General features: G+C 69.0%; 12 protein-coding genes and 1 riboswitch. Of the genes, 4 read left to right on the plus strand and 8 right to left on the minus strand.

Annotation, left to right across the window (positions count from 1 at the left end):
• Window positions 1-29: 29 nt before the first annotated feature.
• The 4 genes from pyrE to ACFWN2_RS28075 form a co-directional block, all read right to left on the minus strand.
• On the minus strand, window positions 30-584 hold the full coding sequence (gene pyrE / locus ACFWN2_RS28060) for an orotate phosphoribosyltransferase (protein WP_330854018.1): 555 nt from the start codon (window positions 582-584) through the stop codon (window positions 30-32).
• Window positions 585-621: 37 nt separating this feature from the next.
• Window positions 622-1,395, minus strand: coding sequence for an SDR family NAD(P)-dependent oxidoreductase (locus ACFWN2_RS28065; protein ID WP_382432324.1), 774 nt, complete (start codon window positions 1,393-1,395; stop codon window positions 622-624).
• 32 nt (window positions 1,396-1,427) lie between these two features.
• Complete coding sequence (locus ACFWN2_RS28070) at window positions 1,428-2,165, minus strand: hypothetical protein (protein WP_191297842.1); 738 nt, start codon at window positions 2,163-2,165, stop codon at window positions 1,428-1,430.
• Window positions 2,166-2,238: 73 nt separating this feature from the next.
• Entirely contained in the window at window positions 2,239-3,054 is an 816-nt protein-coding gene (locus ACFWN2_RS28075; RefSeq protein WP_382432327.1) for a helix-turn-helix transcriptional regulator, read from the minus strand.
• Window positions 3,055-3,166: 112 nt separating this feature from the next.
• Between ACFWN2_RS28075 and ACFWN2_RS28080 the strand changes: the two genes are divergently transcribed.
• A complete protein-coding gene (locus ACFWN2_RS28080; RefSeq protein ID WP_382432329.1) occupies window positions 3,167-4,195 on the plus strand; it encodes an aldo/keto reductase in 1,029 nt (342 codons plus the stop codon).
• A 38-nt stretch (window positions 4,196-4,233) separates the two neighbouring features.
• Here the strand turns inward: ACFWN2_RS28080 and clpB are convergent, their stop codons facing one another.
• Window positions 4,234-6,816 carry an ATP-dependent chaperone ClpB gene (gene clpB / locus ACFWN2_RS28085; RefSeq protein ID WP_382432331.1) on the minus strand — a complete coding sequence of 861 codons (2,583 nt, stop codon included), beginning with the start codon at window positions 6,814-6,816 and terminating at the stop codon, window positions 4,234-4,236.
• Between the two features lie 126 nt (window positions 6,817-6,942).
• Between clpB and ACFWN2_RS28090 the strand changes: the two genes are divergently transcribed.
• A complete protein-coding gene (locus ACFWN2_RS28090; protein WP_382432333.1) occupies window positions 6,943-7,326 on the plus strand; it encodes a VOC family protein in 384 nt (127 codons plus the stop codon).
• Here the strand turns inward: ACFWN2_RS28090 and ACFWN2_RS28095 are convergent.
• Together ACFWN2_RS28095 and ACFWN2_RS28100 are read right to left on the minus strand one after the other, a co-directional pair.
• Window positions 7,224-8,894 carry an MDR family MFS transporter gene (locus ACFWN2_RS28095; protein WP_382432335.1) on the minus strand — a complete coding sequence of 557 codons (1,671 nt, stop codon included), beginning with the start codon at window positions 8,892-8,894 and terminating at the stop codon, window positions 7,224-7,226. The two genes, ACFWN2_RS28090 and ACFWN2_RS28095, sit on opposite strands and share 103 nt — an antisense overlap.
• Window positions 8,895-9,216: 322 nt before the next feature.
• A complete protein-coding gene (locus ACFWN2_RS28100) occupies window positions 9,217-9,876 on the minus strand; it encodes a pyridoxamine 5'-phosphate oxidase family protein (protein WP_382432337.1) in 660 nt (219 codons plus the stop codon).
• A gap of 307 nt (window positions 9,877-10,183) precedes the next feature.
• Between ACFWN2_RS28100 and ACFWN2_RS28105 the strand changes: the two genes are divergently transcribed.
• Together ACFWN2_RS28105 and glyA are read left to right on the plus strand one after the other, a co-directional pair.
• The gene (locus ACFWN2_RS28105) at window positions 10,184-11,287 is read left to right on the plus strand and encodes an FAD-binding oxidoreductase (RefSeq protein WP_382432780.1); all 1,104 of its coding nucleotides are present in this window, start codon (window positions 10,184-10,186) and stop codon (window positions 11,285-11,287) included.
• A gap of 6 nt (window positions 11,288-11,293) precedes the next feature.
• Window positions 11,294-11,378: riboswitch (ZMP/ZTP riboswitch) on the plus strand.
• Between the two features lie 13 nt (window positions 11,379-11,391).
• The gene (gene glyA, locus ACFWN2_RS28110; protein WP_382432339.1) at window positions 11,392-12,609 is read left to right on the plus strand and encodes a serine hydroxymethyltransferase; all 1,218 of its coding nucleotides are present in this window, start codon (window positions 11,392-11,394) and stop codon (window positions 12,607-12,609) included.
• Here the strand turns inward: glyA and ACFWN2_RS28115 are convergent.
• Window positions 12,592-13,167: a TetR/AcrR family transcriptional regulator gene (locus ACFWN2_RS28115; RefSeq protein ID WP_382432341.1), complete on the minus strand. Its 576-nt coding sequence runs from the start codon at window positions 13,165-13,167 to the stop codon at window positions 12,592-12,594. The genes glyA and ACFWN2_RS28115 overlap by 18 nt on opposite strands.
• Between the last annotated feature and the right edge of the window lie 58 nt (window positions 13,168-13,225).

Consider the following 13,225-nt stretch of genomic DNA (forward strand, 5'->3'; position numbering starts at 1 on the left):
GGGTGGCTCGAAGCGCTCTCGATAAAACCTCAGGCCAGCCCGAGGTCGTTCAGGTCGAGCAGGTAGCGGTACTGCAGACCCTCGGCCTCGATGGCCTCCTTGGCGCCCGTGCCGCGGTCGACGACCGTGGCCACGCCGATCACGTCGGCCCCGTGCTCGCGCAGCGCCGTGACGGCCGTGAGCACCGAACCGCCCGTGGTGGAGGTGTCCTCGACCGCGAGCACGCGCTGACCGCGCACGTCGATGCCCTCGATCTGCCGCTGCATGCCGTGGGCCTTGTTCGCCTTGCGCACGACGAACGCGTCGAGCACGTCACCGTCGGCTGAGGCGGAGTGCATCATCGCGTAGGCCACGGGGTCCGCGCCGAGCGTCAAACCGCCGACCGCGACGAAGTCCCAGTCCGACGTGAGCTGCCGCAGCAGCTTGCCGATCAGGGGGGCCGCCGCGTGGTGCAGCGTCGCCCGCCGCAGGTCGACGTAGTAGTCGGCTTCCTTGCCGCTCGACAGGGTCACCTTGCCGTGCACCACGGCCAATTCGCTCACCAGACGAGCGAGTTCCGACTTAGCGTTCGCGTCCAAGACCACTTCAGTTCGCACGGGTCGCTAGCCTCGCACACCCCGCTCAGGTGCGCCCACGGCCACCCGCGAACCGCGACGCGAGCCGGCGCACGAACGACCGCGGCAGCAGTCCCGCGATCGTCACGATCGCCTTGTACTGCGCACCGGGGATCGACAGCGGCTTGCCGCGGCGCAGGTCGCGCAGGCCGTCGTGGACCAGCCGGTCGGCGTCGACGTAGAGCCAGTTCGGCGTCGAGGACATGTCGATCTGCGCGCGCTTGTGGAACTCGGTGCGCACGAAACCGGGGGCCAGCGCCATGATCCGCACGCCGGTGCCCTCCGTCGCGAGGGACATGCCCTCGGAGAACGTCGTCACCCACGCCTTGTCGGCGCTGTAGCTGGTGCCACGACCGGGCAGGAAGCTCGCGACGCTCGACACGTTGATCACGTCGCCCTTGCCGCGGGCGATCATCGCGGGGATCGCGGCCCTGGTGAGGCGCAGCACCGTGGCGACGTTGACATCGAGCTGGGCCTGGAGCTTCTCGACGTCGGCGGCGAAGAACTCACCGGTGTTCGCGAAGCCCGCGTTGTTGACCAGCAGGTCGACGGCCTGCCCTGCGAGCCGTTCCTCGACCTTGAGGCGTTCGCCGTGGACGCTGAGGTCGGCAGGCAGGACGTCCACGTTCACGCCGTGGCGGTCGTGCAGCTTCTTCGCGAGCTCCTCAAGCGCGGACGCGTTGCGCGCGACGAGCACGAGGTCGTACCCCTCCGCCGCGAGCCTGCGGGCGAAGGCGGCCCCGATCCCGACGGTCGATCCGGTCACCAGTGCGGTTGGCATACCGCACGGTAACCGGAAAGCGACTGCGGCTGTTAGGGCTGCTTGCGGCCGAAGGACGGGCGGTAGACCTCGCCGCCCTCGTCTTCCTCGGCCACCGGCTCCTCCTCGCGTTCGGAGGGATCCGGGTCGAACGGGTCGATGACGTCCGCGAGCTCACCGACGTCGCGCAGCAGCCGTTCCAGGCGCGCGGGCGACGAGTTGGGCGGCGCGGCGGCCAGCACCCAGTCGTTCTCCATCCAGACGACCGTGACGTCGCCACCGATCTCCTCGGCGGCGTCGATCAGGTCGGGCGTGATGACCTTGCGGGCGGCCGGCACGTCCGTGACGAACGCGTAGCGCGACCCCACCGGTCCGAGCAGGTCGGGCATCGGCATCTTGTCGTTGTCGCGCTGGAACGGCACCGTCGACAGCCACAGCTCGATCACCACCGACAACGCCCGGCGGCAGCGCACGCCGACCAGCACGGAGTTGACCTTGCCGCCGGTCTCGTGGTCGAGGACGTAGACCTGCCTGCGGCCGTCCGCGGTGAAGGTGGAGCCCGCGACGACGTCACGGGCGAGCCCCGTGCCGTAGTACGCGATGGCCCCGGCTTCCCACCGGGTCGGCAGCACGTGGTCTGTCTCCTCGAACTGCCAGCCTCGCAGGGCAGCCCAACGGCGCCGTTCACGATTACGCGCGGTTCGTTGCGCCCGGTCGGTCGCGAGCAGGGCGAACCCCGCCACGCCCGCCACCGCGGCGACGGTGAACCAGACCCACGCCGGTATGCCCACAGCAAGAGCCTAGTGGGTCGGAGGCGTGGAACGAAGATCACTTCCGCGCGTCGTGACCCGGCCGTGCCTTTCCTCAGGTCAAGAGGTCCATCGCCGCACGGCTCGCGTCGTCGGCCGCGCGGTAGATCACCAGCAGCTGGTCCGGGTCCTGGGTCGGCGTGAGCGTCTCGAACAGCAGGGCGACCTCGCCGACCCGCGGATGCCGCATCACCTTGGCCCCGCGGCCGTTGCGCTTCACGTCCCCTGTGGACCACAGCCTGGCGAATTCCTCGTCACCGGTGGCACATTCGGCGATCAGGTCCGCCAGCACCTGGTCGTCCGGGTGCGCGGCCCACGCGGTGCGCAGGTGGGCGACCCCCTCGCGCACGACGCGGTCGCGGTCGACGTAGAGCTCGCGGATCTCCGGGTGCAGCAGGCAGAGCCAGATGGCGTTGCGGCGTGACGGCGGCAGCGTGTCGAAGTCGAGGAGCACCTTGACCATCTCGTCGTTCCACGCGAGGAGGTCGAAGCGGTGGTTCATGACCATGGCCGGCCGCGGCGACAGGTCGGCGAGCAGCCTGACCAGCGACGGCGACGCCTCCGTCGCGGCCTTGTCCTCGACGCGGGGCCGCTGCCGGGCGAGGCCGAAGAAGTAGGCGCGTTCGTCGTCGTCCAGGCGCAACGCACCGGCCAGCGCCTCCACGACGTCCGCCGACGGCCGCATCCCGCGCGCCTGCTCCAGCCGCACGACGTAGTCGACGCTCACGCCGGCCAGTTCGGCGACCTCTTCCCTGCGCAGCCCGGGAGTCCGCCGCTGCCTGCGCAGGGGCAGGCCCAGCTGGACGGGATCCAGCTGCTCCCGCCTGCTCCTCAGGAACGTGGCCAGCTCTTGCGTCACGTCGGTGACCATGACCATTCCAACCGCCTGGGTAGGACCCGTGTTCCCAGGAAGTTCCTTCCCTTATCCGCGTCGTCCGGCGATCGCAGGCTGGTGGCACACCACTGGCGAAGGGACGAACACCATGCTGGACACCTACCGGCTGCTCGGCCGCTCCGGGCTGCGGGTCTCACCGCTGGCCCTCGGCACCGCGACCTTCGGCAACGAGTGGGGTTGGGGCTCCGACGCGGACGACGCGCGCAAGTTGTTCGAGATCTACGTGGAGCGCGGCGGCAACTTCATCGACACCGCGGCCTCGTACGGCGGCTCGGAGGAGCTGCTGGGCGAGCTGGTCCAGGGCCGGCGCTCGGGCCTCGTGCTGGCGTCGAAGTACTCGACCCTGCGCACGCCCGGCGACCCGAACTCCGGCGGTTCGCACCGCAAGAACCTGTTCGCGTCCGTGGAGACCAGCCTGCGCCGCCTGGGCACCGACCACCTGGACCTGCTGTACGTGCACGTCTGGGACGTGTCGACGCCGTACGACGAGGTGCTGCGCGGCCTCGACGATCTCGTGCGGCAGGGCAAGGTCCTGTACGTCGGCATGTCGAACACGCCTGCCTGGGAGGTCTCCCGCATGCAGGCGGTCGCGGACCTGCGCGGCTGGTCACCGCTGGTGGCGCTGCAGGTGGAGTACAGCCTCATCAACCGCGGCGCCGAGCGGGACCTGATCCCGATGGCGCGGGCGCTGGGACTCGGCGTGTCGCCGTTCTCGCCGTTGGGCGGCGGGGTGTTGTCCGGCAAGTACTCCGAGCCCGCCGCGGAGGACGGCAGCACCCGCAGGAGCTTCAACGCGAACCTGGGCATGGTCACCGACCGCACGCTGGCCATCGCCGACGCCGTGCGGGAGGTCGCTGCCGAGGTGGAACGCACGCCCGCCCAGGTCGCGCTGGCGTGGAACCTGCGACGGCCGGGCGTGACGGCACCGGTGGTCGGTGCCCGCACGCCCGAGCAGCTGCTGGGGAACCTGGAAGCGTTGGAAGTCTCGCTGACCGACGAGCAGCTGGCGCGGCTGGATGCGGCGAGCGCGATCGAACTCGGGTACCCGCACGACATGCTCTCCGGGGACCACATCCGCGCGGTGATGGCGGGTGACCTGAAGGTCGAGAGCCGCTGACAGGTGAGGGGGATCCACGCGGATCCCCCTCACTCATGTCATGCCGTGCGGCCCACGATCAGCCCGCTGTTGTCGTCCAGCACGTCGACCCGCACCGTGTCGCCGTCCCGCACCTCGCCGGCCAGCAGCTCCTTCGCCAGCTGGTCACCGATCGCCGACTGCACCAGCCGTCGCAACGGCCGCGCACCGTAGATCGGGTCGAAGCCGTTGAGCGCCAACCAATCGCGGGCCGAGGCCGTGACGTCCAGCGTCAGGCGACGGGCCGCCAGGCGGTCCGCCAGCCGGGTGATCTGGATGTCCACGATGGACGTCAGCTCCTCGGTGGCGAGCGCGTGGAACACCACGACGTCGTCCAGCCGGTTCAGGAACTCCGGCTTGAAGTGCCGTTGCACCACTGCCAGCACCGCGTCGCGACGCTCCAGGTCGGTGAGCGTCGGGTTCACGATGTTCTGCGAACCCAGGTTCGACGTGAGCACCAGGATCGTGTTGCGGAAGTCGACCGTGCGGCCCTGGCCGTCCGTGAGGCGGCCGTCGTCGAGCACCTGCAGCAGCACGTCGAACACGTCCGGGTGCGCCTTCTCGACCTCGTCCAGCAGCACGACCGAGTACGGGCGGCGGCGGACCGACTCGGTGAGCTGGCCGCCCTGGTCGTAGCCGACGTAGCCGGGAGGCGCTCCGACCAGGCGGGCCACCGAGTGCTTCTCGGAGTACTCGCTCATGTCGATGCGGATCATCGCCCGCTCGTCGTCGAACAGGAACGACGCCAGCGCCTTCGCGAGCTCCGTCTTGCCGACGCCGGTGGGGCCGAGGAACAGGAACGAACCCGTCGGGCGGTCAGGGTCGGCGACTCCGGCGCGCGTCCTGCGCACCGCGTCCGACACGACGCGCACGGCCTCGGCCTGGCCGACGACACGGCGGCTGAGCTCGTCCTCCATGCGCAGCAGCTTGGCGGTCTCGCCTTCCAGCAGACGCCCGGCGGGAATGCCGGTCCACGCCGACACCACGTCCGCGACGTCGTCCGGGCCGACCTCCTCCTTGAGCATCGCGGCGTCCTGTGTGGACTCCGCGGCGACCGCGAGTTCCTTCTCCAGCTCGGGAATCCGGCCGTAGCGCAGTTCGGCGGCACGACCGAGGTCGCCGTCGCGCTCGGCTCGTTCCGACTCGCCGCGCAACGACTCCAGCTGCTCCTTCAGGCCGCGCACGCGGTCGATGGAGCCCTTCTCGTTCTGCCAGCGGGCCGTCAGCGCGGAGAGTTCCTCGCGCTTCTCCGCGAGCTCGGCGCGCAAGGCGTGCAGCCGTTCGACCGACGCCGCGTCCGACTCCTTGGCGAGCGCCATCTCCTCGATCTCCAGGCGCCGCACCGCCCGTTCGACGGTGTCGATCTCGACGGGCCGGGAGTCGATCTCCATGCGCAGCCGGGACGCGGCCTCGTCGACGAGGTCGATCGCCTTGTCCGGCAGGAAGCGCGCGGTGATGTAGCGGTCGGAAAGCGTTGAGGCGGCGACAAGAGCGGCGTCCGTGATGCGCACGCCGTGGTGCACCTCGTAGCGCTCCTTGAGCCCGCGCAGGATGCCGACCGTGTCCTCCACCGACGGCTCGCCGACCAGCACCTGCTGGAAGCGGCGTTCCAGTGCGGCGTCCTTCTCGATGTGCTCGCGGTACTCGTCCAGGGTCGTGGCACCGACCATGCGCAGCTCACCGCGGGCGAGCATCGGCTTGATCATGTTGCCGGCGTCCATCGCCGACTCACCGGTCGCGCCCGCACCGACGATCGTGTGCAGCTCGTCGATGAACGTGATGACCTGCCCGGCCGAGTCGGTGATCTCCTTCAGCACGGCCTTGAGCCGCTCCTCGAACTCACCGCGGTACTTGGCGCCCGCGACCATCGAGCCGAGGTCGAGGGACACGACCTTCTTGCCGCGCAACGACTCCGGCACGTCACCGGCCACGACGCGCTGCGCCAGGCCCTCGACGATGGCCGTCTTGCCGACACCGGGCTCGCCGATCAGCACGGGGTTGTTCTTGGTGCGCCGCGACAGGACCTGTACGACCCGGCGGATCTCGGCGTCACGGCCGATGACGGGGTCGAGCTCGCCCTTGCGCGCACGTTCGGTCAGGTCGACGCCGTACTTCTCCAGCGCCTTGTAGGTGCCCTCGGGATCTGCCGACGTCACCCGCGCCGACCCGCGCACCTTCGCGAAGGCCTCGGTCAGCGCGTCGGGCGTGGCACCGTGGCGCCGCAGCAGGTCGGCCACCTGGCCACCGTGCTGCGCGAGCCCCACCAGCAGGTGCTCGGTCGACACGTACTCGTCGCCCATCTCGGTCGCGAGCTCCTGCGCCTTGCCGATCACCCGCACGGCGTCGCGCGACAGCTGCGGGGCGGACACGGTCGAACCGGAGGCGCTCGGCAACGAGCGCGAGAGCTGCTCCAGTTCCTTGCGCACCTGCGCCGCGTCCGCGCCCACGGCTTCGAGCAACGGCGCGGTCAACCCGTCCGTCTGCGCCAGCAGTGCGCTGAGCAGGTGCACGGAACCCACGTCGGGGTTCCCGTTCAGCGTGGCGGCCTGCACCGCCGCGGACACGGCCTGCTGCGTCTTGGTCGTCGGGTTGAAAGCGTCCATTCCTCCACCTCGTGGTCAGCCTCAAGCATGGACCATCATCCCGCACAACGTCAGAAAAGTTGAGCGTGTTCCGCTCAACCTTGAAAACGGCTCAGATCACACGCCGGACTAGGCGAAGATCGGCTCATGACGTCCATCATCCACAGCATCACGATCGACACGCGCGACTCGTACGAGATCGCCTCGTGGTGGAGCAAGGTCCTGGGCCTGCCGTTGCACCCCGACGACAACCCCGGCGACCCGGAGTCCCTGATCGAGATGCCGAACGGCATCCGCTACCTGTTCATCAACGTGCCCGAGGGCAAGGACCTCAAGAACCGCCTGCACCTCGACCTGCAACCCACCGACGCCACCCGCGACGAGGAGGTGGAGCGCCTGGTGGGCATCGGCGCGACGATCTTCGACGATCAGCGCAGGCCGGACGGCACCGGCTGGGTCACCCTGCGCGACCCGGAGGGCAACGAGTTCTGCGTGGAACGCAGCGCAGCCGAACGTGCCGCGACGTCCTGACCAGCGTCACTCGAAAGCACCAACAGCTTGTCCACAGCAGGCGTGGAGTTGTCCACAATCCGCTGGTCAGTATCCACAGGCGAGTCAAGCTCAGTCGCGACCGTCTGTGCACCAGAACCCAATGGGGTGACAACCTCGTCGTCGTCCACCGAGTCCCGCAGCGGCTGTTCCTTGATCAGCAGCACCGCGATCACGGTGAACACGGCGAGCCCGGCGGCGATGAGGAACAGCTCGCCCATCGCGTCACCGTAGGAGGCCCGCACCGCAGGGGAGAGCGAGGCGGGGTCGAGCGTCTTCGTGCTGACCTGCGCCGCGAGGACGGCCCCGAGCACCGAGACGCCGGCCGTCCCACCGAGCGACCGCAAGAACGTGGCCGTGGAGCTGGCCGCCCCGAGATCGGCCATCCCGACGCCGTTCTGCACGGCCAGCACCAGGTTCTGCATGGTCAGCCCCACCCCGACACCGACCAGCGCGAGGTAGCCGCCCATCAGCACGAGGTTGGTGTCGTGGTCGATCGTCCCGAGCAGCGCCAGCCCGACGACCAGCGAGAACGCACCCCACACGAGGTAGCTCTTCCACCGCCCGCTCTTGGCGATCAGCCGCCCGCTCACCGTCGACGAGATGCTCAGCCCCAGAACCAGCGGCACGGTCAGCAGCCCGGCCTTGGTGGGCGAGAAGCCGCGAGCGATCTGGAAGTACTGCCCCATGAACACCGAGGCCCCGAACATCGCGGTACCGACAGCCACACCACCGAGCATCGCCAGCACCACGGTGCGGTTCTTGAACAGGTGCAGCGGGATGACCGGAGCAGACGCCCGCCGCTCCACGAAGTAGGCCCCCACCAGCGCCACCAGCGCCCCACCGACGAACAGCGCGCTCTCCGTGCTGAGCCACGCGAAGTCCTTGCCGGCGAACGACACCCACATCAGCACCAGGCTCACACCACCGGTGATCAGCGTGGCACCGAGGTAGTCGATCTTCACGTGCTGCTTCTTGACCGGCAGGTGCAGCGTCTTGTGCAACACGGCCAGCGCCACCAGCGCCAACGGCACGCAGACGAAGAAGCACCACCGCCACCCTGGCCAGTCGACGAGGAACCCGCCGACCAACGGCCCGCCGACCGTCCCGGCGGAGATCACCATGCCGGTGTACCCGCTGTACTTGCCGCGCTCACGGGGGCTGAGCAGCGCGCCGACCACGACCTGCCCCAGCGCCTGCACACCACCCATCCCGAGCCCCTGCAGAACGCGGAACCCGATGAGCTGCTCCATGTTCTGACTGAACCCGGCCAGCACGGAGCCGACGACGAACAACACGATCGCCGTCTGCAACAACCGCTTCTTGTCGAAGAGGTCAGCGAGCTTGCCCCACAACGGCGTGCTGGCCGTGGACGCGAGCAACATCGACGTGATGACCCACGTGTACTGGGTCTGCGTGCCCTTGAGCTCGGCCAGGATCGTCGGGAGAGCGTTCGAGACGATGGTGGAGCTGAGAATGGCGACCAGCAGCGCCACCCAAATTCCGGACAGCGCTTCGAGGATCTCCCGATGCGACGAGGGCCGACTCAAACCGGCACACCTCCAGTAATTAGTTGATGTCATACAACTATATCTGGAGATAGTTAGCTTCGCCAACTAAATCGGTGGCTGATGGGTCACACCCCAGGGTCGGGTAGGGCGCTGGAGGCAGGCCGGAAGGGAGGCGGGAGTTGGGGCAGAACTGCGGGTGCGGCAGGGCGAAGCCGCGGGTGGACGCAGGGGCACAGTGTGGAGGCCACAAAGGCAGCGGAAGCGGAGCGCCGAGGGCGCCGGGGCGGCAGTGGATGCGCGGCGGCACGCCGGCCCCGGCTTGTGATCGGATCGGCGGGGTCTGGGGGCGGAGCCCCAGGAGTCACCCCTCCACAGAAGCCTTCTTCCCGGCCTTCACCTCGAAGAAGTCCCCACCCTTCCGCTTGACGTCATCCGTCCCCCAGTCCCGGATCCGATCCACGGGGATCATCCGAGGGATGTGCTTGCGACAGTGGATGTAGGCCTCCTGAACAGACACCACCACCCACCGCTCAACCTTCTTCCCCCCGGCCCCCTCAGCCTCCCCTTCAACAAACTCAGCGAACTCCTCAAGAGGAGCGATCCGCGCACGACCGTTCACGTGCAGCCCGATCAGGTCCTCGGTGAAGTCCACCATCAGCATCCCGACGTGCGGGTTCTCCATGATGTTCCCGAGGGACGCCATCACCCCGTTCCCCCGGTACTCGGGGTAGACGAGGGTCTGCGAGTCGACCACCCGCAGGAACCCGGCAGGCCCCGCACGCAGCGAGGAGTCGCACTCCCCGTCGGCGTCCGCGGTCGAGATGAACGCCATCTCCATCCGGGCGACGAACCCGATCATGACCGGGTTGAGGTGGTCGAGAACCTGGTCCGAGTAGAAGCGTGTAGCGCGATCGGACGTCTCCAGGGCACATTGGAGGAAGTGCTCACCTCGTGAGCCAGGGAGTTCGACACGGTCGGGTGAGGGGGTTTCAGTCAACTCAGGCAGGGACACGCGGCCCACCCAAGCACGCAAGCACGCAACCCGGTACAGACGGACCCTCACATTCACACTGTTGCGGTAACAACTACTCACCTAGAGTGACCATGCTTCGCTCGAAGGTGGCATCAAGGAGTCAAACAGCTCGAACAGGGGTTACTGTCCACCCTGTCGGGGGACGGATGCTTGACGAGGACTACCGCGCCTTGCCGGCGCACCGGAAACGCCCTAATGAGAACGTGGAGACTGCGCGCGGACCATGACTGCGAACGCTGTGCTGAGCCCCATCCCAACCCCGCCACACCGAGAGCCCCCGCCCGGCGTCACCGCGATGGTGCGCATGATCCGGGAGAGCTTCGCGGTGGTGGAGCCGCACTCCGAAGAAGTGGCGAAGTTCTTCTACGGAATGCTCTTCTCGCTCTCGCCCGCCACACGCGAGATGTTCCCCGCCAACATGGAGGTGCAACGCAGCCGCCTGCTGCGCGCCCTCGTGCACGTGGTGCAGATGGTCGACCGCCCGGACGACCTCATCCCGTTCCTGCGTCAGCTGGGTCGTGACCACCGCAAGTTCGGTGTCATCAACGTCCACTACGAGGCGGTCGGGACGGCACTGCTGTCCGCGGTGAAGAAGTTCTCCGGCGCCGCCTGGACGCCCAAGGTCGAGATGGCGTGGGCCGAGGCCTACACCCTCATGGCCAGGGCGATGCAGGAGGCGGCCGACGCCGACAACGGGCCCGCCTACTGGCACGCGACGGTGCTGGAGCACCAGCGCGTCTCGTGGGACCTCGCCGTCGTGCGCCTGCAGCCGGACCACCCCGTCAGCTACAAGGCCGGTCAGTACGTCAGCGTGGAGACGCCGCAGCGCAAGCGCCTGTGGCGGTACTACTCGCCGGCGAACGCACCGCGCGAGGACGGCGTCATCGAGTTCCACATCCGGTCCGTGGACGGCGGCTGGGTGTCCCGCTCGGTGGTCGGCCACACGCAGGCCGGTGACACGTGGCGCATCGGACCGCCCATGGGACGTCTCTCGGTCGACCGCACGGCCGGGACCGACATCCTGATGGTGGCCGGTGGCACGGGTGTCGCGCCGATGCACGCGATCATCGACGAGATGGCGCAGTACGGCGAGAACCCGCGCGTGCACCTGTTCTACGGCGGCCGCACCCGCGAGGACCTCTACGACCTGGACAACCTGCAGCGCATCGCGACCACGAACCCGTGGCTCACGGTGGTGCCGGTGCTGGAGTCCGACCCCGGTGTCCGGGGTGTCGAGCAGGGCAGCCTCGCCGACGTGGTCACCCGCTACGGCGCGTGGGAAGAACGCGACGTCCTGGTCTGCGGCAGCCCCGCCATGATCAGGTCGACGGTCTCCCGCATGCTGGTCGCCGGAACGCCGCTCGACCGGATCAAGTACGACCCGTTCACGCTGGACTAAGCTCGGCACGTCGAAAGCGACTGGCGTGCCGAGGGTGGAACTGACCACCGGGAAGCGACGGCCGAGCGCACCGAACGCCTGGGTGCCCGGCACGGAGTGATGCCGTGCTGCGCGAAGTCGATCCCGAGATCGCCACCCTGATCCAGGCCGAGGAACGTCGTCAGGCCAGCAAGCTGCGCATGATCGCGTCCGAGAACGACGTGTCGCACGCCGTGCTTGAGGCAACAGGCTCGGTGCTGACGAACAAGTACTCCGAGGGCTACCCCGGCAAGCGGTACTACGAGGGCCAGCAGGTCATCGACCAGGTCGAGTTGCTGGCACAGGACCGCGCGAAGGCGCTGTTCGGCGTCGACCACGCGAACGTCCAGCCGTACTCGGGCTCCCCGGCCAACCTCGCCGTCTACCTGGCGTTCCTGCAGCCGGGCGACACCGTGATGGGCATGTCGCTGCCGATGGGCGGCCACCTGACGCACGGCTGGAGCGTCTCCGCCACCGGCAAGTGGTTCCGCAGCGTCCAGTACGAGGTCCGCAAGGACACCGGCCGCGTCGACATGGACGACGTCCGCGCGCTCGCTCTGGCCGAACGCCCGAAGGTGATCTTCTGCGGCGGCACGGCGATCCCGCGCACGATCGACTTCCCCGCGTTCGCCGAGATCGCGAACGAGGTCGGCGCGCTACTGGTCGCCGACATCGCGCACATCGCGGGCCTGGTCGCGGGCGGCTCGCACCCGTCACCGGTCGGGCACGCGCCGGTGATCACCACGACCACGCACAAGACGCTCAGGGGCCCGCGCGGCGCCATGATCCTCACCGACGCCGAGCACGCGAGGGCGATCGACCGCGCCGTCTTCCCCGGCCTGCAGGGCGGCCCGCACAACCACACGACCGCCGCGATCGCGGTGGCGCTGAAGGAAGCGGCTCAGCCGGAGTTCCGCGAGTACGCGCACATGATCGTCAAGAACGCGCAGGCGCTCGCGGAGGCGTTGCTGGAACGCGGCTTCGACCTGGTGTCCGGCGGCACGGACAACCACCTGGTGCTGATCGACCTGACGTCGAAGCTGATCGGCGGCAAGCCGGCCGCGCAGGCGCTCGACCGGGCGGGCATCGAGCTGAACTACAACGCCGTCCCGTTCGACACCCGCAAGCCGTTCGACCCGTCCGGCATCCGGCTCGGCACCCCCGGTGTCACCACCCGTGGCCTCAAGCCCGAGCAGATGCCGTTGATCGCGGACTGGATGGACCGCGCGGTCGCCGCGCACGACGACGACCAGGCGCTGGACCGCATCGCCGCCGAGGTCGGGGAGCTACTCGGCTCGCTGTAGCGAGTCGACCGCTTCGAGCACCTCGGCGAGCTGCCGGCGGGCGACTTCCGCGAAGTCCCCGCCGGTCTTCAGCCAGGTGGTGTAGCCGCGCGTGAACGCCAGCACGCCGAGCTCGGCGGCGACCACCGCGTCGAGCTCGGACACGCCGCGCTCGCGCAGCGCGTCCTCCACCGCCGTGGCGAACCCGACCATCTTCAACGCCTCGCGTTCGCGCAGCTCGGGGTTGCTCGCGATCACCGCGCTCCGCTGCGGCCCGTGCGCCCTGCGCTCCTCGGTGAGCCCGGCGGACACGGCGACGAGCGCCGCCTCGACCATGGCCAGCGGTCCCGCACCCTCCGGCGCGCCCGCGACCCCGTTGCCGAGCATCTCGGTCAGCACCTCCTGACCGCCGAACAGCACCTCGCGCTTGTCCCGGAAGTGCCGGAAGAACGTGCTCTTCGTGAGGCCCGCGCGCTCGGCGATCTGCGCGACCGCCGTGTTCTCGTACCCCTGCTCGCTGAACAGGTCGAGTGCGGCGAGCACCAACCGCTCCCGCGCGTCCGGCTCCCATCGACCCATGCCTCCATCATAAGTGACGAGACCAAGTCCCATCACTCTGCTACTGTTGATGAGACCA

The sequence above is a fragment of the Lentzea sp. NPDC058436 genome (assembly GCF_042721515.1).
In the GTDB taxonomy this organism is placed as follows: domain Bacteria; phylum Actinomycetota; class Actinomycetes; order Mycobacteriales; family Pseudonocardiaceae; genus Lentzea.

Bases quoted from the DNA above. Each gene is read 5' to 3' on its own strand.
- ACFWN2_RS28115 (WP_382432341.1), bottom strand. From the start codon at position 13,167: ATGGGTCGATGGGAGCCGGACGCGCGGGAGCGGTTGGTGCTCGCCGCA.
- ACFWN2_RS28075 (WP_382432327.1), bottom strand. From the start codon at position 3,054: ATGGTCACCGACGTGACGCAAGAGCTGGCCACGTTCCTGAGGAGCAGG.
- ACFWN2_RS28090 (WP_382432333.1), top strand. From the start codon at position 6,943: ATGACGTCCATCATCCACAGCATCACGATCGACACGCGCGACTCGTAC.
- ACFWN2_RS28065 (WP_382432324.1), bottom strand. From the start codon at position 1,395: ATGCCAACCGCACTGGTGACCGGATCGACCGTCGGGATCGGGGCCGCC.
- ACFWN2_RS28080 (WP_382432329.1), top strand. From the start codon at position 3,167: ATGCTGGACACCTACCGGCTGCTCGGCCGCTCCGGGCTGCGGGTCTCA.
- clpB (WP_382432331.1), bottom strand. From the start codon at position 6,816: ATGGACGCTTTCAACCCGACGACCAAGACGCAGCAGGCCGTGTCCGCG.
- ACFWN2_RS28105 (WP_382432780.1), top strand. From the start codon at position 10,184: ATGGTGCGCATGATCCGGGAGAGCTTCGCGGTGGTGGAGCCGCACTCC.